Annotated in this window: 20 protein-coding genes; 13 read left to right on the forward strand and 7 right to left on the reverse strand. The window is 53.0% G+C overall.

The genetic code is table 11. From position 1 onward, the window contains the following. Nucleotides 1-32: 32 nt before the first annotated feature. The 3 genes from FFI61_RS13775 to FFI61_RS13785 all read right to left on the reverse strand — a co-directional run bounded on the left by FFI61_RS13775 (nucleotide 33) and on the right by FFI61_RS13785 (nucleotide 2,783). Nucleotides 33-827 (reverse strand): ABC transporter ATP-binding protein, encoded by a 795-nt coding sequence (locus FFI61_RS13775; protein ID WP_200205020.1) that lies wholly within the window; start codon nucleotides 825-827, stop codon nucleotides 33-35. A gap of 9 nt (nucleotides 828-836) precedes the next feature. Then, nucleotides 837-1,739, reverse strand: a complete 903-nt coding sequence (locus tag FFI61_RS13780; protein WP_200205019.1) for an ABC transporter permease — start codon at nucleotides 1,737-1,739, stop codon at nucleotides 837-839. 69 nt (nucleotides 1,740-1,808) lie between these two features. Continuing rightward, the gene (locus FFI61_RS13785; RefSeq protein ID WP_200371169.1) at nucleotides 1,809-2,783 is read right to left on the reverse strand and encodes an ABC transporter substrate-binding protein; all 975 of its coding nucleotides are present in this window, start codon (nucleotides 2,781-2,783) and stop codon (nucleotides 1,809-1,811) included. A 240-nt stretch (nucleotides 2,784-3,023) separates the two neighbouring features. Here FFI61_RS13785 and FFI61_RS13790 point away from each other — a divergent pair, with 240 nt between their 5' ends. Both FFI61_RS13790 and FFI61_RS13795 read left to right on the forward strand, forming a co-directional pair. Then, the gene (locus FFI61_RS13790) at nucleotides 3,024-4,691 is read left to right on the forward strand and encodes an AMP-binding protein (protein ID WP_200205017.1); all 1,668 of its coding nucleotides are present in this window, start codon (nucleotides 3,024-3,026) and stop codon (nucleotides 4,689-4,691) included. 128 nt (nucleotides 4,692-4,819) lie between these two features. Next, a complete protein-coding gene (locus tag FFI61_RS13795) occupies nucleotides 4,820-5,311 on the forward strand; it encodes a thioesterase domain-containing protein (protein WP_200205016.1) in 492 nt (163 codons plus the stop codon). Between the two features lie 6 nt (nucleotides 5,312-5,317). Here FFI61_RS13795 and FFI61_RS13800 read toward each other — a convergent pair whose 3' ends face one another. Continuing rightward, nucleotides 5,318-7,006, reverse strand: a complete 1,689-nt coding sequence (locus FFI61_RS13800; protein WP_200205015.1) for an ABC transporter permease — start codon at nucleotides 7,004-7,006, stop codon at nucleotides 5,318-5,320. A gap of 159 nt (nucleotides 7,007-7,165) precedes the next feature. Further along, nucleotides 7,166-8,182, reverse strand: coding sequence for a Fe(3+) ABC transporter substrate-binding protein (locus tag FFI61_RS13805; RefSeq protein WP_200205014.1), 1,017 nt, complete (start codon nucleotides 8,180-8,182; stop codon nucleotides 7,166-7,168). Nucleotides 8,183-8,406: 224 nt separating this feature from the next. On the opposite strand from FFI61_RS13805, the gene FFI61_RS13810 reads away from it, so the two are divergent. The 3 genes from FFI61_RS13810 (at nucleotide 8,407) to FFI61_RS13820 (ending at nucleotide 10,860) form a co-directional block, all read left to right on the forward strand. Further along, nucleotides 8,407-8,685: a PilZ domain-containing protein gene (locus tag FFI61_RS13810; protein ID WP_200205013.1), complete on the forward strand. Its 279-nt coding sequence runs from the start codon at nucleotides 8,407-8,409 to the stop codon at nucleotides 8,683-8,685. 54 nt (nucleotides 8,686-8,739) lie between these two features. Further along, entirely contained in the window at nucleotides 8,740-9,354 is a 615-nt protein-coding gene (locus FFI61_RS13815) for a hypothetical protein (protein ID WP_227714934.1), read from the forward strand. 195 nt (nucleotides 9,355-9,549) lie between these two features. Beyond that, nucleotides 9,550-10,860, forward strand: a complete 1,311-nt coding sequence (locus tag FFI61_RS13820) for an HD-GYP domain-containing protein (RefSeq protein WP_200371171.1) — start codon at nucleotides 9,550-9,552, stop codon at nucleotides 10,858-10,860. 6 nt (nucleotides 10,861-10,866) lie between these two features. On the opposite strand, the gene FFI61_RS13825 is transcribed toward FFI61_RS13820, so the two are convergent. Beyond that, a complete protein-coding gene (locus tag FFI61_RS13825; RefSeq protein ID WP_200371173.1) occupies nucleotides 10,867-12,015 on the reverse strand; it encodes an organic solvent ABC transporter permease in 1,149 nt (382 codons plus the stop codon). Nucleotides 12,016-12,248: 233 nt separating this feature from the next. On the opposite strand from FFI61_RS13825, the gene FFI61_RS13830 reads away from it, so the two are divergent. Genes FFI61_RS13830 through queF form a run of 3 tightly spaced genes read left to right on the forward strand, consistent with a single transcriptional unit; the run spans nucleotide 12,249 to nucleotide 14,830 of the window. Continuing rightward, nucleotides 12,249-13,199 (forward strand): ABC transporter ATP-binding protein, encoded by a 951-nt coding sequence (locus tag FFI61_RS13830; RefSeq protein WP_200205011.1) that lies wholly within the window; start codon nucleotides 12,249-12,251, stop codon nucleotides 13,197-13,199. After that, on the forward strand, nucleotides 13,196-13,969 hold the full coding sequence (locus tag FFI61_RS13835; protein ID WP_200205010.1) for an ABC transporter permease: 774 nt from the start codon (nucleotides 13,196-13,198) through the stop codon (nucleotides 13,967-13,969). Before FFI61_RS13830 ends, FFI61_RS13835 begins: the two co-directional genes overlap by 4 nt. A 42-nt stretch (nucleotides 13,970-14,011) precedes the next feature. Beyond that, complete coding sequence (gene queF, locus FFI61_RS13840) at nucleotides 14,012-14,830, forward strand: NADPH-dependent 7-cyano-7-deazaguanine reductase QueF (RefSeq protein WP_200371174.1); 819 nt, start codon at nucleotides 14,012-14,014, stop codon at nucleotides 14,828-14,830. Here queF and FFI61_RS13845 read toward each other — a convergent pair whose 3' ends face one another. Further along, a complete protein-coding gene (locus tag FFI61_RS13845) occupies nucleotides 14,831-16,276 on the reverse strand; it encodes an adenylate/guanylate cyclase domain-containing protein (protein WP_200205008.1) in 1,446 nt (481 codons plus the stop codon). Nucleotides 16,277-16,454: 178 nt separating this feature from the next. Here FFI61_RS13845 and FFI61_RS13850 point away from each other — a divergent pair, with 178 nt between their 5' ends. The 5 genes from FFI61_RS13850 to FFI61_RS13870 all read left to right on the forward strand — a co-directional run bounded on the left by FFI61_RS13850 (nucleotide 16,455) and on the right by FFI61_RS13870 (nucleotide 20,779). Next, nucleotides 16,455-17,018 carry a nitroreductase gene (locus tag FFI61_RS13850; protein WP_200205007.1) on the forward strand — a complete coding sequence of 188 codons (564 nt, stop codon included), beginning with the start codon at nucleotides 16,455-16,457 and terminating at the stop codon, nucleotides 17,016-17,018. Between the two features lie 227 nt (nucleotides 17,019-17,245). After that, entirely contained in the window at nucleotides 17,246-17,644 is a 399-nt protein-coding gene (gene flgB, locus FFI61_RS13855) for a flagellar basal body rod protein FlgB (RefSeq protein WP_200205006.1), read from the forward strand. Between the two features lie 34 nt (nucleotides 17,645-17,678). After that, on the forward strand, nucleotides 17,679-18,128 hold the full coding sequence (flgC, locus tag FFI61_RS13860) for a flagellar basal body rod protein FlgC (RefSeq protein ID WP_200205005.1): 450 nt from the start codon (nucleotides 17,679-17,681) through the stop codon (nucleotides 18,126-18,128). A gap of 18 nt (nucleotides 18,129-18,146) precedes the next feature. Further along, the gene (locus tag FFI61_RS13865; protein WP_200205004.1) at nucleotides 18,147-18,824 is read left to right on the forward strand and encodes a flagellar hook assembly protein FlgD; all 678 of its coding nucleotides are present in this window, start codon (nucleotides 18,147-18,149) and stop codon (nucleotides 18,822-18,824) included. Between the two features lie 26 nt (nucleotides 18,825-18,850). Further along, nucleotides 18,851-20,779 (forward strand): flagellar hook protein FlgE, encoded by a 1,929-nt coding sequence (locus FFI61_RS13870; RefSeq protein ID WP_200371175.1) that lies wholly within the window; start codon nucleotides 18,851-18,853, stop codon nucleotides 20,777-20,779. The last annotated feature ends 14 nt before the right edge of the window (nucleotides 20,780-20,793 follow it).

Below are 20,793 nucleotides of genomic sequence, written 5' to 3' on the forward strand. Positions count from 1 at the left end.
AAAAGCGGGAGCTTCAGGCTCCCGCTTTTTTGTTAACCGAGCAGTAAACTGTCGTCGTCTACCGTTAGCCCGCGCTGTTTTTCAAACAGTTCCAGAAGATCCTTCACTTCCAGGCCTTCCCGGTCTTTGCCTGCAATATCAAACACCACCTGGCCCTGATGCAGCATGACTGTGCGGGTGCCCACTTCCAGCGCCTGCTTCATGCTGTGGGTGACCATCAGAGCTGTCAGCTTTTGCTCGTTGATGATCTTGGTAGTGAGTTCCAGTACAAAAGCAGCGGTTTTCGGGTCCAGTGCTGCGGTGTGCTCATCCAGCAACAGAATGGCGGATGGAGTAAGACTTGCCATCAACAGGCTTACGGCCTGGCGTTGGCCACCGGAGAGTAGGCCCATTTTGTCGCCAAGGCGGTTTTCCAGCCCAAGGTTCAAAGAGGAGAGGCTTTCCCGGAATTTGTCCATGTACTGCCGTTTAACGGCGGTACTCAAGCCGCGGCGCTGGCCACGCTTTATGGCAAGCGAGAGGTTTTCTTCAATGCTAAGGCCTTCGCAGGTGCCTGCGAGTGGGTCCTGAAATACCCGTGCTACCCGGCCCGCCCGTTTATGGGTTGGCAGTTTGGTAACATTTACGTTGTCGACCACGATAGTGCCGCTATCGACCAGGGTTTCACCTGCCAGAGCGTTCAGGAAGGTGGACTTGCCGGCGCCGTTACTGCCAATCACGGTAACAAATTCACCCTGATTCACGGTCAGGCTCATGCCTCGCAGTGCAGGGTTCTCCAATGGAGTGCCCTTGCCAAAGGTAAGCCGGAGATCGGTTGCGCTGATCATAGTGCCTCCTCAGGCCTTTTTGCTGGTGAGTTTGTTTACCAGAGAAGTGCGAACCCCAGGCAGTACAATCGCCAAGGTAACCAGCACAGCGGTAATCAGGTTCAAATCTTGCGCCTGCAGGCCGAGGAAGTCGGCGTTCAGGGCAAAGGCAATGGCCAGGCGGTAGATGATGGCGCCAACTACGCAGGCAATCAGGGCGCGTACAACGGTTGATGGGGTGATAACCGCTTCACCACCAATCAGCGAGGCCAGGCCAATAACAATTACACCAACGCCCATGGTTACATCTGCTGCGCCTTGGCTCTGGGCAAACAGGGCACCCGCCAGGCCAACCAGGCCGTTGGAAACGGCAACGCCGAGAATGATCATGGCGCCTGTGGCAATGCCTTGGGCACGGGCCATTCTGGGGTTAGCTCCGGTGGCGCGCATGGCCAGGCCGGTTTCAGATTTCATGAAGCGCCAGAGCAGAATAAGGGCGACAACAATCACGATCGCAAACAGCAATACCGGCACCTGATGGTAAGCGATGTCCAGCGAGTACCACGGGGTGAGTACGGTTTCTTCACCTAGCAGCGCTATGTTTGGCCGCCCCATTACCCGCAGGTTAATGGAGTAGAGGGCAATCATTGTGAGGATGGATGCCAGCAGGTTCAGGATGTTCAGTTTTACGTTGAGTATCGCAGTGACCGCACCGGCGGCCATGCCGGCAAGAACCGCAGAACCGGTTGCCAGCCACGGGTTCCAGCCTTCCATAATAAGGACGGCTGCAACAGCAGCGCCAAGGGGGAAGCTGCCGTCAACGGTCAGATCCGGGAAATCGAGTACACGAAAAGAGAGGTAGATACCGAACGCAACCAGACCATAAATAAGGCCAGTTTCGACTGCGCCGTAAAATGCAATTTCACTGAGCATGGGAAAGATTCACTGTGGAAGAAAAACGGGCGGGCCCTTTATACAGAACCCGCCCGTGTAAGTCAGGTGTTACTTGCCACTACTAATCACTTCAGCAGCTTCTGCGAGTACGTCGTCTGGCAGGGTGATGCCCATGCGCTCACCAGCTTCGGGGTTTACAAACAGGTTGAGCTTTTCCATGGTTTCTACCGGCATGCCAGCTGGCTTTTCACCGTTAAGGATGCGCACAACCATAACGCCGGCCTGACGACCGTGGTCGTAGTAATCAAAACCCAGTGCGGCAACAGCGCCACGGGCAACGGTGGCTGTATCGGCTGCAAATACAGGGATCTTGGCGCGTTCGCCTACTGAGATAACTGCCTCAGCAGCGCTGATCACAGTGTTGTCTGTGGTCAGGTAAATAGCATCGGCTTTGCCTACCAGGGAGCGCGCTGCACCGAGCACTTCGGAGGTCTTGGTGGCAGCACCTTTAACCAGAGTCAGGCCGCGGGCTTCAAGGCGCTCTTCAAGCAGTTCAATAAGAGATACTGCGTTGGCTTCACCGGGGTTATATACGGTGCCGATGCGCTTGGCATTCGGAACCATGCGCAGCAGCATGTCGATGTGCTTGTCGATCGGCAACATATCGCTTACGCCGGTTATGTTCGCGCCGGGTTCTTCAGCAGTTTTTACGAGTTTAGCGCCTACCGGGTCTGTTACGGCTGCAAACACTACCGGAATATTGCGGGCAGCTGCTGCAACGGTTTGTGCGGAGGGCGTTGCGATGGCCACAATCACGTCGGTGTTATCGCCCACAAATTTACGGGCAATCTGGGAGGCGATAGCGGAGTTACCTTGGGCGCTTTCGTGCATGAGTTTCAGGTTTTCACCTTCAATAAAACCCTGTGCAGCCAGTTCATCTTTAACACCCTGGTGAACGGCATCGAGAGCAGGGTGCTCTACAATTTGCGTAATAGCGACAACACGAGGCTCTGCAGCCTGTGAAAGACTTGCCAGTGCCATTAATGACGCGCCCAGCAGGGTGCGCAGGGTTTTCTTGGCCATATGCCCATCTCCGAGGTATTTTTTCGTTATATGTGGTTATTAAGGTGCGAGAGTTTAACACAGCCCCACCAACGGGACACCAGAGCATGTTAACGTGGTGGGCGCCTGATCCGATATACCTGATTGAGTTTCTCTTCAGTTGGCCTAAGTCACGCTTTGGCTGGCCATAATGTGTTGAAATACCCTACTAAAGTCTAAATAATGCCCTTATAAATCAAATAACGAAAGCAAGGAAAATCCATGCAAACAAAAAATAAGCTTCCGCTGGATATGGTCTATCACTGGGAGGCTGCCAAGTCGAATTCCCTTTATATGACTCAGCCCATCGGTGATGGCAAGGTGGTGGAGTACACATGGGGGAGGGCCGTTGATGAAGCACGTCGCATGGCGTCTTATCTGAAATCTCTGAACCTGCCAGAGAAAAGCCGCGTAGGCCTGATTTCCAAAAACTGCGCGCACTGGATTATGACCGATTGGGCGATCTGGATGGCTGGCCATATTTCCGTGCCTTTGTATCCAACGCTCAACGCAGACACAGTCAACTACGTACTGAACCACGCCGAATGCGATGTTCTGTTCGTAGGCAAACTGGACGACTGGGATATGATGAAACCGGGCGTTCCTGAATCTGTTCGCTGTATTTCTTTCCCCCTGAGCCCCCCCAACGACTTTGAAACCTGGGATGACATTGTTGCCAAGTATCCGCCTCTTGAAGAGAAGGTTCAGCGCGATGCAGACGAGCTGGCAACCATTGTTTACACCTCGGGCAGCACCGGAAAGCCTAAAGGCGTGATGTTGAGCTTCCGTAATATGGCATTTGCAGCCGAAGGTGGCATGGAGGTTCTGCAGGTTGGTGCCAATGAGCGCATGCTGTCTTACTTGCCGCTGGCGCACGTGTTTGAGCGTACGTTTGTGGAGCTGGCGTCGTTGTATGCAGGCTTTCATCTGTTTTTTGCAGAATCTCTCGACACGTTTGTTGACGACATGAAGCGGGCGCAGCCAACACTGTTCCTTTCAGTGCCACGGCTGTGGGTGCGGTTCCAGCAAGGTGTTCTGCAGAAGCTCCCGCAGAAGAAGCTTAACAAGCTGCTGAAGATTCCTGTGGTAAGCAAGCTGATCAAAAAGAAAGTTCTCAAGGGGCTGGGCCTCGATAAGGTCAAGCTGGCTGGTAGTGGGTCTGCTCCGCTGGCCGGTGATGTGCTGGATTGGTATCGCAACCTCGGCCTGGAGTTGCTGGAGGGTTATGGCATGTCGGAGAACTTTGCCTATTCCCATATCAACAAGCCAGGGCGTTCCCGTACTGGTTATGTGGGCGAGTCCATGCCAGGAGTAGACACCAAGATTAGCCCCGCGGGTGAAATCCTGATCAAAAGCCCGGCAACTATGATGGGCTACTACAAGGATGAGGAACAAACCAAAGGTGTCTTTACCGAAGACGGCTACCTGAAAACCGGCGATAAGGGCGAAATCGACGAGATGGGCCGCCTGAAAATCACTGGCCGGATGAAGGAAATCTTCAAGACCAGTAAGGGTAAGTACATCGCCCCTGCGCCTATTGAAAACAAGTTGATGGCAAATCAGTCTATCGAATTGGTTTGTGTGTCTGGTGCCAACCAGACCCAGCCCTTTGCCATGATTCAGTTGGCGGAAGGCATCAGGCCCAAGCTTGGCGATCCGAGCGTGCGTAAGGAGCTTGAGGAAGAATTAACGGAGCTGGTTGAAAGGGTGAACAAAACTGTGGATCCCCATGAGCAATTGGCCTTCGTTATTATTGTTAGCGATGAGTGGAGTATCGAAAACAGCTTCCTGACACCAACGCTGAAGCTGAAGCGGAACGTGGTGGAAGACACTTACGAAGGCAAAGTAAACGAATGGTATGCGCAAAAGAAGAAGGTAGTTTGGCAGTAACGCATAATCCGTTTTGTTTTCAAATCAGGCCCGGCTCGCGCTGGGCCTGATGCGTTTTGGAACCGACATTGGTCGCATTGGGAAAGGCGAATGGCGGGCATAGAATTAACTCACATCAGGAGGGGGTTATGGCTCAGCTTTCCGCATTCCAACGGCGCATCCATGAGGAAATTCCACTTTCCCGCGCCCTGGGCATTGAACTGCATTCATGGGATGGCAGTTCGTTGCTTCTCAGTGCACCGCTTGCACCTAACATCAATCACCAGGGTACCGGTTTTGGCGGTAGTGTTTATTCGGTGGCCGTAACGGCAGCCTGGAGCCTCACGGAGCTTGCGCTGGCCGATCTTGGGTTGAAGGGAAATGTGGTGGTGCAGACAGGAAGTATTGATTACCTTGAGCCAGTGACCACTGATTTCTACGCCATTTGTCGCTTGCCAGGGGATGAAATTCCCGAGCGTTTCAGGAGGAGTCTGGCAAGGCATGGTAAGGGGCGTCTGGATTTGACCACAGAAGTGTTCTGCGGCAAACCGAACCCTTTGCCCAAGGGTGATCCGGTGGCGGTGTTTCAGGGCAGGTTTGTGGTTCAGGATGCCCGCTCAAAAGTAACACCGCAGCTTTGAGGTGTATCAGGCCATAGAGCGGGTATTGGAGATGGACCGGCTCATCAGAATGATTGGAATAATGCCGGCCAATACAATAATCAGGGCAGGTAGGGCGCTGTGGTACAGGCGCTCATCAGAGGCAAACTGATACACGTAAGTAGCCAGTGTTTCAAAGTTAAATGGCCGGAGTATCAGGGTGGCCGGCAACTCTTTCATGCAGTCCACAAACACCACCAGTGCAGCGGTTATAAGGGTTCCGCGTAGCATGGGCAGGTGCACTTTTACCAATGTTTTGCCTGGGCTGTTGCCCAGTGACCGCGAGGCCATGTCCATGCTCGGGGTAATCTTCTGCAGAGCACTTTCCACACTGCCGGCAGACACCGCCAGGAAGCGCACGGTATACGCAAACACAATAGCGAAGGCTGAGCCGCTCAGCAGCAGGCCGGTGCTCACACCGAAGTAATCCCGCATCAGGCTGTCCAGCCAGTTGTCAAAGCCCGCCAGGGGTACAATCACACCTACTGCCAGTACTGCCCCCGGCATGGCGTATCCCAGGCTTGAGAGGCGCATGAGCACCTGCATACCACGGGTGTTGTGGAGCCTGCGGCTGTAAGCAAGAGTAACGCCGATCAGGAGGGTGGTCAGGGCCGCAGTTCCCGAAAGGAACAGACTGTTAAAGGTGTTGCGTACAAAATCCGGGTTCCAGCTTTCACCAAAATACTCCCAGGCATAAACACCAAGTGTGACCCCGGGAATGACAAAGCCGAGCACTACTGGCACAGCGCAAACGGCTACGCATATCAGTTGTCGGGGGAATGACATGGTGAAACGGCGGATAGGGTCGCGGTTGTCTCGCGCTGCGAACTGTTGCTGGCGCCGGCGGGAATAGCGTTCAAGGGTGACCAGAATCACAACAAAGATGAGCATGGTGGTGGCTATCTGCGCGGCACCGCCCAGGTTGCCCAGGTTCATCCAGGTGTCAAACAGGCCTGCTGTCAGTGTTTGAACCGCAAAGAAGTCGACGGTGCCAAAATCGTTCAGTGTTTCCATCAATACCAGTGACAGGCCAACAGCAACGGCAGGGCGGGCGATGGGTAATACCACTTTGAAAAACGTGCTCAGCGCTGAGTGGCCAAGGCTGCGGCTAACAGCAAACAAGGAGGGCGACTGTTCCAGAAAGGCGGCGCGGGCAAGAAGGTAAACGTATGGGTAAAGCACAAGGCCGATCATCAAGGTGGCGCCTTCGAGGCTGCGGATTTCGGGGAACCAGTAATCCGCGGCGTTGGTCCAGCCAAAGATATCTCTCAGAGCACCTTGTACGGGGCCAGCATAATCCAGAAGGCTGGTGTAAACATAGGCAATAACGTACGCAGGCACGGCAAACGGCAGCAGCATGGCCCATTCAAAGAACTTGCGCCCCGGGAATTCGCACATGGTGACGGCCCAGGCGGTTGAAAGGCCGATGACCAGAGTAATGGCACCTACTCCGGCCATGAGTTTAATTGTTGTTACAAGATAGCGGGGGAGTGTGGTGTCCAGCAGGTGTGGCCAAATATTCTCTTCAGGGAAGAAGGCCAGGAATATAACAGAGAGAACCGGTAGTGCGACGATGGCTGTGGTGAGCGCGGCGCTGAACAACCAGCGGCGTGAAGTGCGCTTTGCCAGCAGGGGCTGGGTAAGCCCGGGGTTAACGCTGGTCGCAACCTCGCTCATAGGGTTCCTGTTAACAAATAAAGATGGAATAGGGTTTAACGTTGAAGGGTAGGGATTGTAGTCAGCTCAAATAGCCGCTGCAATGATTGGTGTCATTTGGCTGGTCGATTTAAAGGTAAAGCGAGGGTGGTTGTTTGTGCCACCCTCGCCAAAGCAATTTTACTCGCCGTCGTAATCTACGCGGTCAACCAGTTTCACAGCTGCGTTGCGCTTGTCTGCAATTTCCTGGAGGGAAAGGCTGTCTGGCTGGATTTTGCCCCATTCTGCTACCAGGCCAGTTGGTGTTACGTTCGGGTTTGCAGGATATTCAGTGTTCGCCTCAGCGTAAATGCCCTGAGCTTCCGGTGAAGACAGGAATTCCATCAGCTTGATTGCGTTGTCCCGGTTCGGGGTGCTCTTGGTCAGGGAGATGCCACTGATGTTGATGTGAGTTCCACGGCCGTCGGCGTTGGGGAACACCAGTCGAACGGCTTCTGCCGTTGGGCGCTGGCTCTCATCCTGCAGCATATTGCCGTAGTAGTAGCTGTTGCCGATAGACACATCACACACGCCTTCCGCTATGGCTTTAATCTGGTCGCGGTCGCCGCCCTGTGGCTTGCGGGCGAGGTTGTCTTTAAGGCCCTTGAGCCAGGTTTCCGTCTCGGCTTCGCCGTGGTGGGAAATCATGGATGAGATCAGAGCAATGTTATAAGGGTGCTTGCCGCTGCGGGTACAGATGCGGTTATCCCACTTGGGGTCAGCCAGTTGCTCGTAGGTTGTGATTTCACCTTCTTCAACGCGCTCTTTGGAAGTGAAAATCAGGCGCGCACGGGTAGTGAGGCCAAACCACTTGCCTTCAGGATGGCGAAGGTTTTCCGGTATGTTTTTCTCCAGTACGTCGTTATCCAGGCCTTGTACCAGATCGCGCTCTACCAGTTCGTTAAGGCGAGAGATGTCTACGGTCATCACAACGTCGGCTGGGCTGTTGCGACCCTCACGCTCCAGGCGCTCGGCCAGACCTTGCTTTGCAAACACAACATTGCTCTTGATGCCGGTCTCTTTTTCAAAAGCGTTTAGCAGAGGCTCAAGAAGATACGCTTGGCGGTACGAGTAGATATTCACTTCGCCGTCTGCGGAGGCGGCAAGGGGAAGAGCGGTGAGGGCGATTGCCGCAGTTGCAGCGAGTTTCATGCGCATAGTGCATCCTTTAATGAGTCTGTTTGGGTTCGCATCAGTGTTTAAGATGCGCTGTGACCTGTAAACGCCAACCATTCTCATTTCTATTACAGGTGTTGTCAATATTCCCTTTGGTGTACTTCTTCAAAATGGTGTTATTCTTTGCATTGATGCGCACACGATATAATTCGTATAAACACATAATAATCTACAATGTACCGTAGTTGAGCAGTGGAACCTTGTTGATGCCTGTAGATGACCGCAGAATACACTGTCGCACCGCGATGAGTGCCAAGGTAAAAGTAACCCACGAACGACTGGGGGAGTTTCTGTTTTGTACCCGGGACATATCGGATGGCGGCGTGTTTATAGTGGTAGAGAATGAGCCGTTCGTTCCGGAAATGGGTGACAGAGTGAGTGTGCAGGTGCAAGGCCTTCCCATTCCGGCACCTGTGCTGGATATGGTTGTTGTTCGCAAAACCATCGATGGATACGGTTTGCAGTTTGATGAAAGCGTAAACTAGGACACATTGGCAAACGGCATTGCCCACATATTCCCCATGAATAGATTAGGTATCATGACTGCTTCCCGATTTAATGCCTCTTTTAGCAATGGTTTCGCGCGTCTGCTGGTTATCGCCGGGTTGTTGGTGGCTCAAGCGGGCTGTGCAACCTATTACTCCCACTACGCTATGTTCCCCGCTGAAAACTCGAAGGGAGAGCCTCGCACTGTGCGTCTGTCCTGGGACACCGCCGAATACCCCGGTTGGTGGGTTTTATCCGACCGCGCCACGCCTTTAACTCTTGAAACCCAGTGCAGTGAGCGAGTCTGGAAGCTTTATGATGACAGCCATGCTGAGGCAGGAGGCTGTGGTGAAGGGATCCGTGCCTGCGGGCAGAGCGGGCAAGATCAGCTGGCACAAAGTGGACAGCCGGCAGATGCGGGTAGTCTGTGTATGTCGGTGAATTCTGCTGATCCGGAAGCGAGAATTGCAGGCATCCCCGGCCGTTTGGAGCTTCTGGTTGCCTGTGAGCCGGTTTCTCCTGTGCAGGGCGTAGGTAAAGAGGCAGTGAGTGTTGACTATATTCGGGCGTCAACGGTGCCTTATGCTGTTTACTCTCGCAAGGCGCCAAGGGGCTCTCTCAATGCTCGCCCTCCAAAGTTTGAGCGTTCGGTATGTGAAGCCAAGTGATTGGTATTTAGTGACCTGGCTAAGGTAAACATTGTGATGTCTGTCACGCTGCTACACTCGGTTTCCGGCTGAATATAGTCGTTACTGTTTGTGTTCCCGCTGTTACTTTAAGCTACCAAAATGTAATGGACTATTCCCTTTCATCGATTGAAAATAGTAGCAATCGAAGAAGTATTTGGCTCAAGGAGTGATGCGGTGGGTGTCTGTCAGAAAAAAGTAGCGGTGCATGATCTTGAGGTGGGCATGTTTGTGTCTGACCTGGATCGGCCATGGCATCAGACCCCGTTCCCTATTCAGGGTTTCCACATCCGTTCCGAAGACGATATTCGTGCGCTTGTCTCCCATTGTAAATGGGTTTTCATCGACGTTGCGGAAGCATCTGGTTCCGTTGAGCTTACTAGAATCGTGCGGCCGACTTTTGGCAAAAGAAGCCAACAGAAGAATGATGGCCGTGAACAGCTCCAGCTTCCGCCGCTCAGCATACGTGAGCCGGTAAAGTATCAGGCAAGTACCACGCTGAAGCGTGAAATGAAAACCTCCAAGCATCTGCTTGAAGATGCTGCAACAGCGCTTGAGCGGCTTTACTCCGCTATAAATACTCAGGAAACCCGTGACCTGCGCCCGGTTGCTGCCGTGATCAATAAAATGGTGCGTAGCGTTATTCGCCAGCCAGATGCGCTGTTATGGCTGAGCCGTATTCAGCAGCATGATAACCATATGTACCGGCATGCTCTCAATACTTGCGTTTGGGCGCTGGTTTGCGGCCGTCAGCTTGGTTTGAATGAAGGCTTGCTGAGTCATCTTGGATTGGGTTGTCTGTTGTCTCAAGTAGGTAAAACCCAGCTACCTCAAGATCTGCTCAGTCGGGAGGGGCAGTTGGGTCCGGAAGAATTTGCGTTGTACCGGAGCTATGTCGAAAAAGGTATGGCAATGCTGGAGGATAGCGGGCTTTCCCGTGCGGTTCTCAGTGTTGTGCAGGGCCACCGTGAGCGCCATAACGGTTCGGGTTTTCCTGAAGGTATTCGGGGCGACAGAATTCCCTTGCTGGCCAAGATTGCCGGGATTGCAGAGTTCTTCGAATCGCTCATTGAGCCCAGGGAAGGTTTGGGTGAACCGATGACGCCTGCAAGAGCCGTAACGCTACTTTATGATATGCGCAACATAGAGTTTCAGGATGAGCTTGTTGAAGGGTTTATACGTGCCATAGGCATTTACCCAACGGGCAGCCTTGTGGAATTGACCGATGGGCAGCGCGGTATTGTGGTGTCGCATTCTCCCGAGCGCCGTTTATGGCCGAAGGTGATGGTGATGTCAGATAGTAACCATTCGCCTCTGAAAGCGGCCAAGGTTGTTGATCTTGCGAAATATAACGAGAACCGTTCAGCAGCCCAGGTTCTGGCTATCAGGGAGTGCCTTGCTCACGGAACCGAAGGCCTGAATCCGGCTGGTTACGATGTTACCGGCTCAGAATCCCGTTGGAGTGTGAGCCGGTTAATCAGTCGATAACCGTTTTTACGGTGTAATAACAACTCGCAGAGCCTTCCGTACCCACCGGTAAGTAGATTCTGGCAAGAAGCTGGTCACAAGCTCGGACTCGCCACCGGCAGGTCCGTCTACAAAATATTCCACATCTGCCGTCTGCCAACTAAAAGAGTGCACGCCCACATCTTGTGGTCGGGTTGTGATGGCTTCAATATCGGCAAGCTCAGCACTGCCGCCAATACGACGTATTTCAAACCGCTTTATTCCAGTGTCGCTAGCCGAGTGCTTGGCTACGTGATTTTCCAGATAATATCGGTTCCCAATTGTGGTCGAAATGCTATCCAGCTCCCGGGTTAAATAGAGCCTGGCATCTTCAGCATCGACATCCTCCATGGAGCGAACCGAGTCGAGAATGCGTTGTTTTTTGTTGCGTAGATCTTCCTTGTACTCAACATTCGGGTCCCAGAGCGCTTCGTCTTCCGGGCGTTCAGGGGCCATGTCTATCTCTTCGTCAGTCGGGGGCGCTTTACACAGTTCATCATCTGGCGGGTAAAAACAGATGCTGGTCAGCAATTGATTAGCGGGAGACGGCGAGGCACCTGTTGCATTAAATTCGGCTTCACTTACGCGAAAATCAATTGGGCTGCTGAGATCGGGCAGGGCTGCGTTCAGCTGTTGTATTACGCGGTCACGGATATCGATGCCTTTGCCTTCCCGCAGGTTCTCAGACCAGTTGAGTGACATGAGAAAGCGGGTGAGGTTGGTCAATGATACGTTTGTAATGAGCTGCTGTTCGGTAATTTTGTGAGTGCTGAGACCTTCAGCATCGACGGCGGGTGTTGTCAGTTGGCTGCGCACTTCCGGTAAAAACTCAAGCAACGTGACCCATTCCTGTGCAGGTACGTCCTCCGCCAGAAGCAGATTGCCAACTTTGAGGCGGAGTGTCTCACCCGGGTAATACAGGAATTGGCCTTTGGTATCGGTTTTATTGTATTGGCTGGCGGTTTGGTAGCTTAGCCCGCTCACACCCAGTGCGTTTATGGTCCCTGTGCTCGGGCCATCATTATTATTGTTGCTGTCACTGTCCAGACAGCCAGAAAGAAGAGGTACGAAAATCAGCGCAGCAATGAACGCGCGGGGCAGAGTAAAGAGTGGGCGAGCAAGGTGAACGGCAGCCATGGTTCGTTGTACATTCCCTGAAGTTGGGCCGTGCCAGCTGAGCAGTCGTGGACGGCCTTCTGTAAATTGTTGTAACCGCATTATAGGGAGCCCAATCAGGGTATATCGGGATACCTGTCGCAGTTTGCAGATTTCAGGGGGCCTGAGTGAGCGCGTGCGCGACTTGAAAAAACGTGATGAGCCTCAATAAAAGAGTGTTCCCCGAACACTGCTTATTTTAATCGGAACCTTTTATGACCAACGCTCTGGAAATCGAGGGGCTTACCAAAACCTACGGTAGTGGGTTTGAAGCGCTTAAGGGAATTGACCTGAAGGTGACGCAAGGCGATTTCTTTGCCCTGCTGGGCCCAAATGGCGCTGGTAAATCTACCACGTTGGGCATTGTGTGCTCACTGGTTACCAAAAGTGCCGGCAAGGTAAGCGTATTTGGCTACGATATTGATACCCATCTTTCTGCAGCAAAAATGCATCTTGGTGTGGTGCCACAAGAGTTCAATTTTAACCAGTTTGAAAAGGTGTTTGATATTGTCACCATTCAGGCGGGCTATTACGGAATCCCACTGAAAAAAGCGGCTGTTTCCGCAGAAAAGTACCTGAAAAAACTCGGTCTGTGGGATAAGCGAAATACTCCGGCACGTATGCTCTCTGGTGGCATGAAGCGCAGGCTGATGATTGCCCGTGCCTTGGTGCATGAACCCAAATTGCTGATTCTTGATGAACCTACAGCGGGCGTAGATATCGAACTTCGGCGTTCCATGTGGTCATTTCTTGAGGAAATGAACCGGCAGGGCACCACCATCATTCTCACGACCCATTATCTGGAAGAGGCGGAGGCGTTGTGCCGGAACATCGCCATTATTGATCATGGTCGTATTGTTCGGAATACCAGCAAGCGGGAGTTGTTACAGCAGCTGAGCCTTGAGACCTTTCTGCTTGATACCGAGGTGTCGTTGGATAAGACGCCCGAGCTGGAGGGTTTTACCTGTCGGCTAGACGATGAGGGTGTTCTGGAAGTGGACGTACACAAGGGGCAAGCGCTGAACGATGTATTCATGCAGTTGGGGCAGCAGGGTATTAAAGTTATCAGTATGCGCACCAAGGCAAACAGGCTTGAAGAGTTGTTTATTCGCATGGTGGAATCCAATGCTCCCGAAGGCGAAAGCATAACGGAGGGCAGGGCATGAATGCTCAGGCTCTGTTCACCGCGTACAGTACCATTGTGCTGCGGGAAATTCGTCGGTTTACCCGTATCTGGCCCCAGACGCTGCTGCCACCCGCAGTTACTATGACGCTCTACTTTATTATATTTGGCAACCTGATTGGCTCCAGAATCGGTGAGATGGGTGGTTTCGACTATATGTCGTTTATTGTGCCCGGGCTGATCATGATGGCGGTTATCACCAACTCCTACGCCAACGTGGTGTCATCGTTTTTTTCCATGAAGTTTCAGCGCAGTGTTGAAGAACTGCTTGTTTCACCTGTGCCTAACTGGGTGATACTTGCGGGCTACGTGACGGGAGGCATGGCGCGTGGGCTGGGAATTGGTGTGATTGTCACCGTGCTGTCTCTTGCCTTTACGCAGCTGAAGATACACAACTTACCCATGGTTGTGGTGACGGTGTTTCTGACATCGGCACTGTTTGCGGTGGGCGGCTTTATTAACGCGCTGCTGGCGACGAAGTTTGACGATGTTTCCATCGTGCCCACCTTTGTTTTGACACCGTTAACCTACCTGGGAGGGGTGTTTTACAGCATCGACCTGCTACCGGACTTCTGGCAGGGCGTGTCTATGGCGAACCCGATTCTGTATATGGTAAACGGCTTCCGGTTTGGCATACTCGGCGTTTCTGATGTAAACCCGTTTGTGTCTCTTGGGATGATTCTGGTGTTCATCTTTGTGCTTTCCTTTATCGCGCTCAAACTGCTGGCGCGGGGCAAGGGTATCAGGCATTGATGCCAATCCAACTTCTGGCAACTGTTATGTTTAGGACGTTTTATGGCTCTTGATAATGCCCCGCTTGGCAAAACCAGCGACTACCCGGATCGGTACGATCCATCCCTTCTTTTCCCGGTAGCACGGGATGAAAATCGCCGACGAATCGGTCTTGAGGATGGGCGCTGGCCCTGGTTTGGGGGCGATTTGTGGCAGGCTTGGGAAATCTCCTGGTTACGCCCCGGCGGCATTCCCACAGTTGCCTGGGCAGAGATCCGGTTTCCGGCAGCGTCTCCGTCGCTTGTTGAGTCCAAGTCGCTCAAGCTCTACCTGAACTCCCTGAATCAAACCGTGTTCTCATCCGGTAATCAGGTTGAGGAAACGGTCACTGCAGACCTTTCCAGCGTGTGCGGTGCGGCAGTGAACGTTCGGTTTTTGAGTGTGGATGAGTCAGATACCGCCACCGGGCGCCCCTCGGGATACGAGTTGATTGATAACGAAAAGGTTGAGGATGTGGTGTATGAGTATGCACCGGAGTCGCTTGCAGCCAGCGGGCCGGTGGTTACCGAGAAGTTGTGCTCACACCTGTTGAAGAGTAACTGCCCCGTTACCGGGCAGCCGGATTGGGGCACGGTGCTGATAAGCTATACCGGCTCTGCCATCGATCGTGCGGGGTTGTTGCGCTACATCGTGAGTTTTCGGCAGAAGCAGGACTTCCACGAGCATTGTGTGGAAACCTTGTTTACGGATTTGTTGAGTCGCTGCAAGCCTGAGAGCCTGACAGTCTGTGCCCGCTATACCCGCCGGGGTGGATTGGATATCAACCCCTGGCGCAGTACGGAACCGGAAGAGCAGGTTGGCCCCAGGCTGATTCGTCAGTAATCAGTCCCGGGCGCTGTCTTCTTCATGCCGCAATCGCTCTGCGGCATCTTCCAGAGCATTGAGGATACTCTGCCGCTCTTTGCCGGTGATTTTTTCTGAATCCAGGTACATGGCAAAGCCGCTGTGTTCATGCTCCATGAAGCTGCGGTTTGGCCCCATGTCCCTGCGGAAGTCTACAACTTCGTAGATGGGCACAGGGCGGCCGAAGCCCTTCACGGTGATTTCGCCTTTATCACGGCACATGATCCGGTCTTTAATCAGTGAGAAGGTCTCGTAGGAAACGAGAATTTCCCCTGGCTCTGCGAGAGATTCCAACCGGCTGGCCAGATTCACCTCCTTGCCAATAATGGTGTAGTCCATACGGTTTTCAGCGCCAAAGTTGCCTACGGTTGTGTAGCCGGTGCTGATGCCCATGCGAATTTCAAGGGGAGATTTTATGCCCTGGCTGCGCCACTTCTGGCGCATGATTTTCATGTGCTTGCGCATATCAATAGCCATGGACACGCAGGCAAAGGCGTCTTCCCGCTGGCCGCGGCTGGTGGGATCGCCAAAGAAAATCATGATGGAGTCGCCCACGAACTTGTCGATGGTGCCACCATACCTGAGGGCCACTTCAGACATACCGTTGAAGTAGTGGTTGAGCAATTCTGTAAGCGCCTCTGGCTCCATTTCTTCCGACAGCTCGGTAAAGCCTTTTATGTCGGAGAAAAATACGGCCAGCTTTTTACGTTGGGTTTCAAGGCGCACGTCCCTTTCCCCGGTAAAAATGGATTGCCATACCTGGGGAGAGAGGTATTTGGACAGCTTGTGGGAGAGCGCTATGGACTGCTCCCGCTGGTTTTGAATCTGGGTTTTTGCCAGCATGAGGGCACGGGCCTGCTGGTGCGAGTAAAAGGCTGTTACACAGATGTAAAAGCCCGTGGCCAGTATAGAGGACAGGCTGGTGAGCAGAGGTGATTGAAATGAATCCGCAGTACCCAGAACAGCTAAAAAGGCCAGGGCGGATACAACCATGAACACGCAGCCAATAAGCCATTGCCTGATGCCGCCTATGATCAGCGCGCTGAACATCATCATGAGCCCGGCCGAAGCAGATGGAATGGCTACCAGCCCTATACAGCCGATAAAGCCACCTCCAATTACGCAATCAACCGTCAGCATTTTCTGACGAATGCGGGGGGAGTTTTTCAAAAACGTGCGGCGGCTTAACAGGTGCGCAACATGGGGCCAGACCAGGGCGCCGGCAACCAGCCACAAGTGCCAGGTCTGGAATACTTCTTCCCAGACCCCCATTACAATGATGATGGCGGTGGCTGTATATGCCAATACTCGCCCGCTATAGTCGGGCATAGGGGGGATGGCTACCGGTCTGTTCTGAGCCTCGGATGCCAGAGATTTCCCCAAGCTATTGCTGGCATTGCGCAGATCTGCCGGAGCACTCATCATGTAAGCTGATCACTCATGGTGCTTGAACCATTCAAGTTGGTTTTTAGTTTGTAAGGCATCTTTGAGAGCACAGATTGGAAGTACGACTAAAGGTTAGCAGTATTACGTATAACCCACAATTCACCGGCACGGTTTGAAGGCAAACCGGGCCGGATTCAGTTATTGGAAAACTATTGATATGAGTTCAGTCACTGACTTTTTGCTCAACAGGGCATCTGAGCCACGGCTGGAAGCGCCAGCTCCTGATGCCGCAACACTTGATCGGGCATTCAGGTGTGCAGCCCGGGCGCCCGACCATGCGCTGCTGCGCCCATGGCGTTATCTGGTAATTGAAGGTGAAGATCTGGATGCGCTGGGTGAGGTACTCGCGGTTGGCTACTCCGATTTAAGGGGTAAAACCGATGATAAGAAGCTCGATATTATACGCAATAAGGCTCACAGATCCCCCATGATCATTGTGGGAATTGCGTCCCCCAAACCCCACCCGAAAGTTCCGGAAGTTGAACAGATACTCTCGGCCGGTGCCAGTATGAGTTATCTGGGGCTTTCCCTTCAGGATGCCGGCTATGGGGTTATGTGGCGTACAGGTGAGCTGGTATACAACCGGCTGGTTCTGGAGGGGCTTGGCCTTGAAGAGGGGGAGTCTATAATCGGCTTTCTCTACACCGGCACTGTATCCTCGAATAAGCCTGCAGTTCCCAGACCTGAGTTGTCGGAATTTGTTGCGCGCTGGCCTGGGTAGTGGCCAGGTCAGCCTCCCCTGCTGATTCAGCGGGGGAAACACCTTGCCGCTTTTATCAGGCTTTGCCGTTTCTTTATCTGCATTATTGCTCTTCCCCTCTCTTTAATCCCCTTAAAGTGCCCGAATTCAGTGTGCTTCCAAAATCTGGCATCAGCATTGCTTTAGTTCTGCCATAGAACGAAACCGGCAAAGCTCAACATGGCTGGTGACAGTATTTCGGAGGTTGTATGGCAATCACTTTTGATAGAGCTCTTGGTATTCACCAGCATGCGCTGCAGGCGAGGGTTCAGCGTGCTGAAATCCTGGCGAACAATCTTGCCAACGCCGATACGCCGGGCTTCAAGGCTCGCGATGTGGACTTTCAGGCCATGATGCAGAAAGCCCAGGACAGTTTGAGCGGCATCAGCATGGAGAAAACCCATGCAGGTCATATGGATACCGCAGCAGGTGGGGGTGATTCAGATTTGCTGTATCGGGTACCAGATCAGCCCTCGGTAGACGGCAACACGGTGGACGCCCAGGCAGAACAGACCCGGTTCATGCGTAATGCGATGGATTACCAGGCGAGTTTCCAGTTTTTGAACAGTAAATTTACCGGCCTGACCAAAGCCCTGAAAGGCGAGTAATCCGCAGTTCCACGATTTGTGAAGGAGTATCACCATGTCACTGGGCAACATATTTGATATCGCCGGTTCCGGCATGACAGCGCAATCGCTGAGGCTGAATACTACCGCTTCAAACATTGCTAACGCAGAGACGGCGAGTTCCAGCACGGATACTACCTATCGTGCGCGCAAGCCGGTTTTCTCGGCGATCCAGCAATCCATGATGAATCCGGGCCAGCAAGGTTTTGGGGTTCAGGCAGGAGAGGATGCTGGTGCGGGCGTTCGCGTGGAAGGCATTGTTGAAAGCGATGCAGAGTTGCAAATGCGATACGAGCCCCACCACCCGGCCGCTAATGAAGACGGCTATGTGTTTTATCCCAACGTGAACGTGGTGGAAGAAATGGCAGACATGATGTCTTCCTCAAGAAGCTTTCAAATGAACGTGGACATTATGAACACGGCTAAATCCATGATGCAGCGCATCCTGACACTTGGTCAGCAGTAACGGGGCGGGGATTGAATCATGAGTGCAATTAACGCAACAGAAGCCTCAGATGTACTGGCGAATTACAGAAGCCAGCCACAGAGCGGTACCAGCGGCAAAGGCGACCTCGGCAAAAACGAGTTCATGGAGCTGATGCTGGCACAGCTGAAAAACCAGAATCCGCTAGAGCCTCAAGACAATGGTGAGTTTATTTCCCAGCTTGCCCAGTTCAGTTCACTGGAAGAAATGCAGAAGCTGTCGGGCACGGTTCAGGATGTAGTGGGACAGTTCCGCTCCACACAGGCACTGCAAGCCTCTGCAATGGTTGGAAAGACGGTACTGGCGCCATCAGAAGTCGGCATTCTTGGTGCGGAGGGTGAAATCTCCGGCAATATTCAGGTGCCTGCATCCACCGGTGGCGTCCGCCTGTCTATCCAGAGCCCCAACGGTGAACTTGTTCGTCAGATTGATCTTGGCAGCAGTTCCGCCGGAGTTAAAGCGTTCAGCTGGGACGGCAAGGATGGTAACGGCAATAGCTTGCCGCCAGGCCCTTATCGAATTGTGGCTGAAGCATCGTATCCGCAGGGCAGCTTGCAGCTTCCAACCCTTGTCAGCGCTAACGTAGACAGTGTGTCTTTGGGGCAGGGCGGGTCCGTTACTCTCAATCTGGCCGGCATGGGTTCCATCGCGCTGTCAGATGTTCAACAAATCAATTAATTCCGGTGTTAGACCAGGGGTGAATTATGGCTTTTAATACGGGGCTCAGTGGCCTGCGGGCTGCAGCGGTAGATCTGGACGTGACCGGCAACAATATTGCCAACGCCAGTACGGTGGGGTTCAAAGGGAGCAAGGTTCAGTTTGGCGACCTGTATGCCAGTGGCTTTTTGAGCGGTGGTTCCAATCCCATTGGTGACGGCGTAAACGTTCAGGACATCAAACAGTCTTTTAGCCAGGGCAACATCAGCTTTACCGATAGCGGTTTGGATATGGCCATCAGTGGTGATGGCTTTTTTATCCTGAATGCCGGTGGCGAAACCCGTTACACGCGGGCAGGGCAGTTCACTATTGATAAAGACGGTTTTGTGGTTAACAACCAGTCTATGAAAGTGCAAGGCTATACGGCCGATGATGACGGTAATCTGTCAGGCATTCGTGGCAATCTTGAAATTGCCACCGATAACCTGGCGCCGCGCCGTACTACCAGTTTGCGTACTGACGTGAACCTGGATTCCCGCCAACCCGTGCTGGAATCCCGAGTGCGGGATGTGGTGCCCTTGTCTTATAATGACATTCTTGGCGAAATGTTCGATGTCAGCTACACCGATGGTACTCCTTCCTATTCAGTAGACTTGGGGGGATTGCCCACCGCCCGTGCGATGGCCGATCAAATATCCAGTGCGCCCGGACTGAGTGCTTCCGCGACAACTACTGCGCCAATTCAGCACCCAACCACACCAGCCCCCGCCGGCTCGGTGCTCAACGATACTTATATTTCAACGGCGGGGACTTTTTCATTCAATCTCAGCGTTAACAATGCGCCTATTCCTATAGATACCAGCTCTGTGAACTCGCTGGCGGACCTTCGTGACGCAATTAACCGAACAAACGATAGCGCAATCTTCGCCACAATCGATAGCACAACGGGTGTGTTGAATGTTGTTCATAACCAGGGCGAGAATATTCAATTCAGTTACGGCAATGGCAATCCTGCTCAATCCATAGACCCTGCCAGTCCTGTAACTGTATATGGTGACGTTAATGCCGTAGGCGACCGAACCATTTTGGGCCTCACGGCTACTGGCGGCCCAACCAGTAACTTTGTTACGAGTTATGGGACATCTCCGATCCGCATTACCAATGAGTTTAACCCGCAGGATCAGCGTACCTATAACCACGCCACATCCACCTCAATTTTCGACAGTTTGGGGAACTCTCATGAGCTGACGCAGTTCTTCGTTAAAGAGCCTGCCCCCGGGAACGGTGTAGGTGTGAGTGAGTGGTCCGTGTATCTGCAGATTGACGGCGAAATGGTAGCGGGCACAGATGTTACTCCCTACACAGCAAGGTTTGATCAGGATGGTGTACTGCAATCCATTGACGGGGATGTCAGTGGTGAAATTCTGATCACAGACTGGATTCCAAAGGATAGCCAGGGATTGCCTAACGGTGCCGATGGCCCTCCTGCACCGGGCACCCCTGTGATTACTCCCATTCCGGAGCCACCAACGTCGTCGGCTTTTGTGTTGAGTCTTGCAGAAACCACCCAGTACGGTGCGTCCTTTGGGGTGGATGACCAGCGCCAAAATGGTTACACCACGGGCCGGCTGTCTGGTCTTGATGTATCCAAGCAGGGTGTGCTGTTTGCCCGCTACACCAATGGTCAATCCAAAGCTTTGGGCCAGGTAGCACTGGCTAGTTTTAACAATACTGATGGGCTGTCACCTGTGGGAGACACCAGTTGGGTTGAAACCTTCGAATCTGGCCAGCCAGTTATTGGCCAGCCTGATACCGGAACATTGGGTGGCATCAAGGCCAGTTCGGTGGAAGAGTCCAACGTGGATCTTTCTGCCGAACTGGTGAACCTGATCATTGCCCAGCGCAACTATCAGGCAAACGCCAAAACCATTGAAACCTCCGATGCGGTCACCCAGACCATCATCAACCTCCGCTAAACCGGCTTTGATAT

It is taken from the genome of Marinobacter sp. DY40_1A1, from assembly GCF_016597815.1.
In the GTDB taxonomy this organism is placed as follows: domain Bacteria; phylum Pseudomonadota; class Gammaproteobacteria; order Pseudomonadales; family Oleiphilaceae; genus Marinobacter; species Marinobacter xiaoshiensis.

Excerpts from the sequence above, each read along its gene's own strand:
- FFI61_RS13775 (WP_200205020.1), bottom strand. The coding sequence starts at position 827 with ATGATCAGCGCAACCGATCTCCGGCTTACCTTTGGCAAGGGCACTCCA.
- FFI61_RS13780 (WP_200205019.1), bottom strand. The coding sequence starts at position 1,739 with ATGCTCAGTGAAATTGCATTTTACGGCGCAGTCGAAACTGGCCTTATT.
- FFI61_RS13785 (WP_200371169.1), bottom strand. The coding sequence starts at position 2,783 with ATGGCCAAGAAAACCCTGCGCACCCTGCTGGGCGCGTCATTAATGGCA.
- FFI61_RS13790 (WP_200205017.1), top strand. The coding sequence starts at position 3,024 with ATGCAAACAAAAAATAAGCTTCCGCTGGATATGGTCTATCACTGGGAG.
- FFI61_RS13795 (WP_200205016.1), top strand. The coding sequence starts at position 4,820 with ATGGCTCAGCTTTCCGCATTCCAACGGCGCATCCATGAGGAAATTCCA.
- FFI61_RS13800 (WP_200205015.1), bottom strand. The coding sequence starts at position 7,006 with ATGAGCGAGGTTGCGACCAGCGTTAACCCCGGGCTTACCCAGCCCCTG.
- FFI61_RS13805 (WP_200205014.1), bottom strand. The coding sequence starts at position 8,182 with ATGCGCATGAAACTCGCTGCAACTGCGGCAATCGCCCTCACCGCTCTT.
- FFI61_RS13810 (WP_200205013.1), top strand. The coding sequence starts at position 8,407 with ATGCCTGTAGATGACCGCAGAATACACTGTCGCACCGCGATGAGTGCC.
- FFI61_RS13815 (WP_227714934.1), top strand. The coding sequence starts at position 8,740 with ATGACTGCTTCCCGATTTAATGCCTCTTTTAGCAATGGTTTCGCGCGT.
- FFI61_RS13825 (WP_200371173.1), bottom strand. The coding sequence starts at position 12,015 with ATGGCTGCCGTTCACCTTGCTCGCCCACTCTTTACTCTGCCCCGCGCG.
- FFI61_RS13830 (WP_200205011.1), top strand. The coding sequence starts at position 12,249 with ATGACCAACGCTCTGGAAATCGAGGGGCTTACCAAAACCTACGGTAGT.
- FFI61_RS13835 (WP_200205010.1), top strand. The coding sequence starts at position 13,196 with ATGAATGCTCAGGCTCTGTTCACCGCGTACAGTACCATTGTGCTGCGG.
- queF (WP_200371174.1), top strand. The coding sequence starts at position 14,012 with ATGGCTCTTGATAATGCCCCGCTTGGCAAAACCAGCGACTACCCGGAT.
- FFI61_RS13845 (WP_200205008.1), bottom strand. The coding sequence starts at position 16,276 with ATGATGAGTGCTCCGGCAGATCTGCGCAATGCCAGCAATAGCTTGGGG.
- FFI61_RS13850 (WP_200205007.1), top strand. The coding sequence starts at position 16,455 with ATGAGTTCAGTCACTGACTTTTTGCTCAACAGGGCATCTGAGCCACGG.
- flgB (WP_200205006.1), top strand. The coding sequence starts at position 17,246 with ATGGCAATCACTTTTGATAGAGCTCTTGGTATTCACCAGCATGCGCTG.
- flgC (WP_200205005.1), top strand. The coding sequence starts at position 17,679 with ATGTCACTGGGCAACATATTTGATATCGCCGGTTCCGGCATGACAGCG.
- FFI61_RS13865 (WP_200205004.1), top strand. The coding sequence starts at position 18,147 with ATGAGTGCAATTAACGCAACAGAAGCCTCAGATGTACTGGCGAATTAC.
- FFI61_RS13870 (WP_200371175.1), top strand. The coding sequence starts at position 18,851 with ATGGCTTTTAATACGGGGCTCAGTGGCCTGCGGGCTGCAGCGGTAGAT.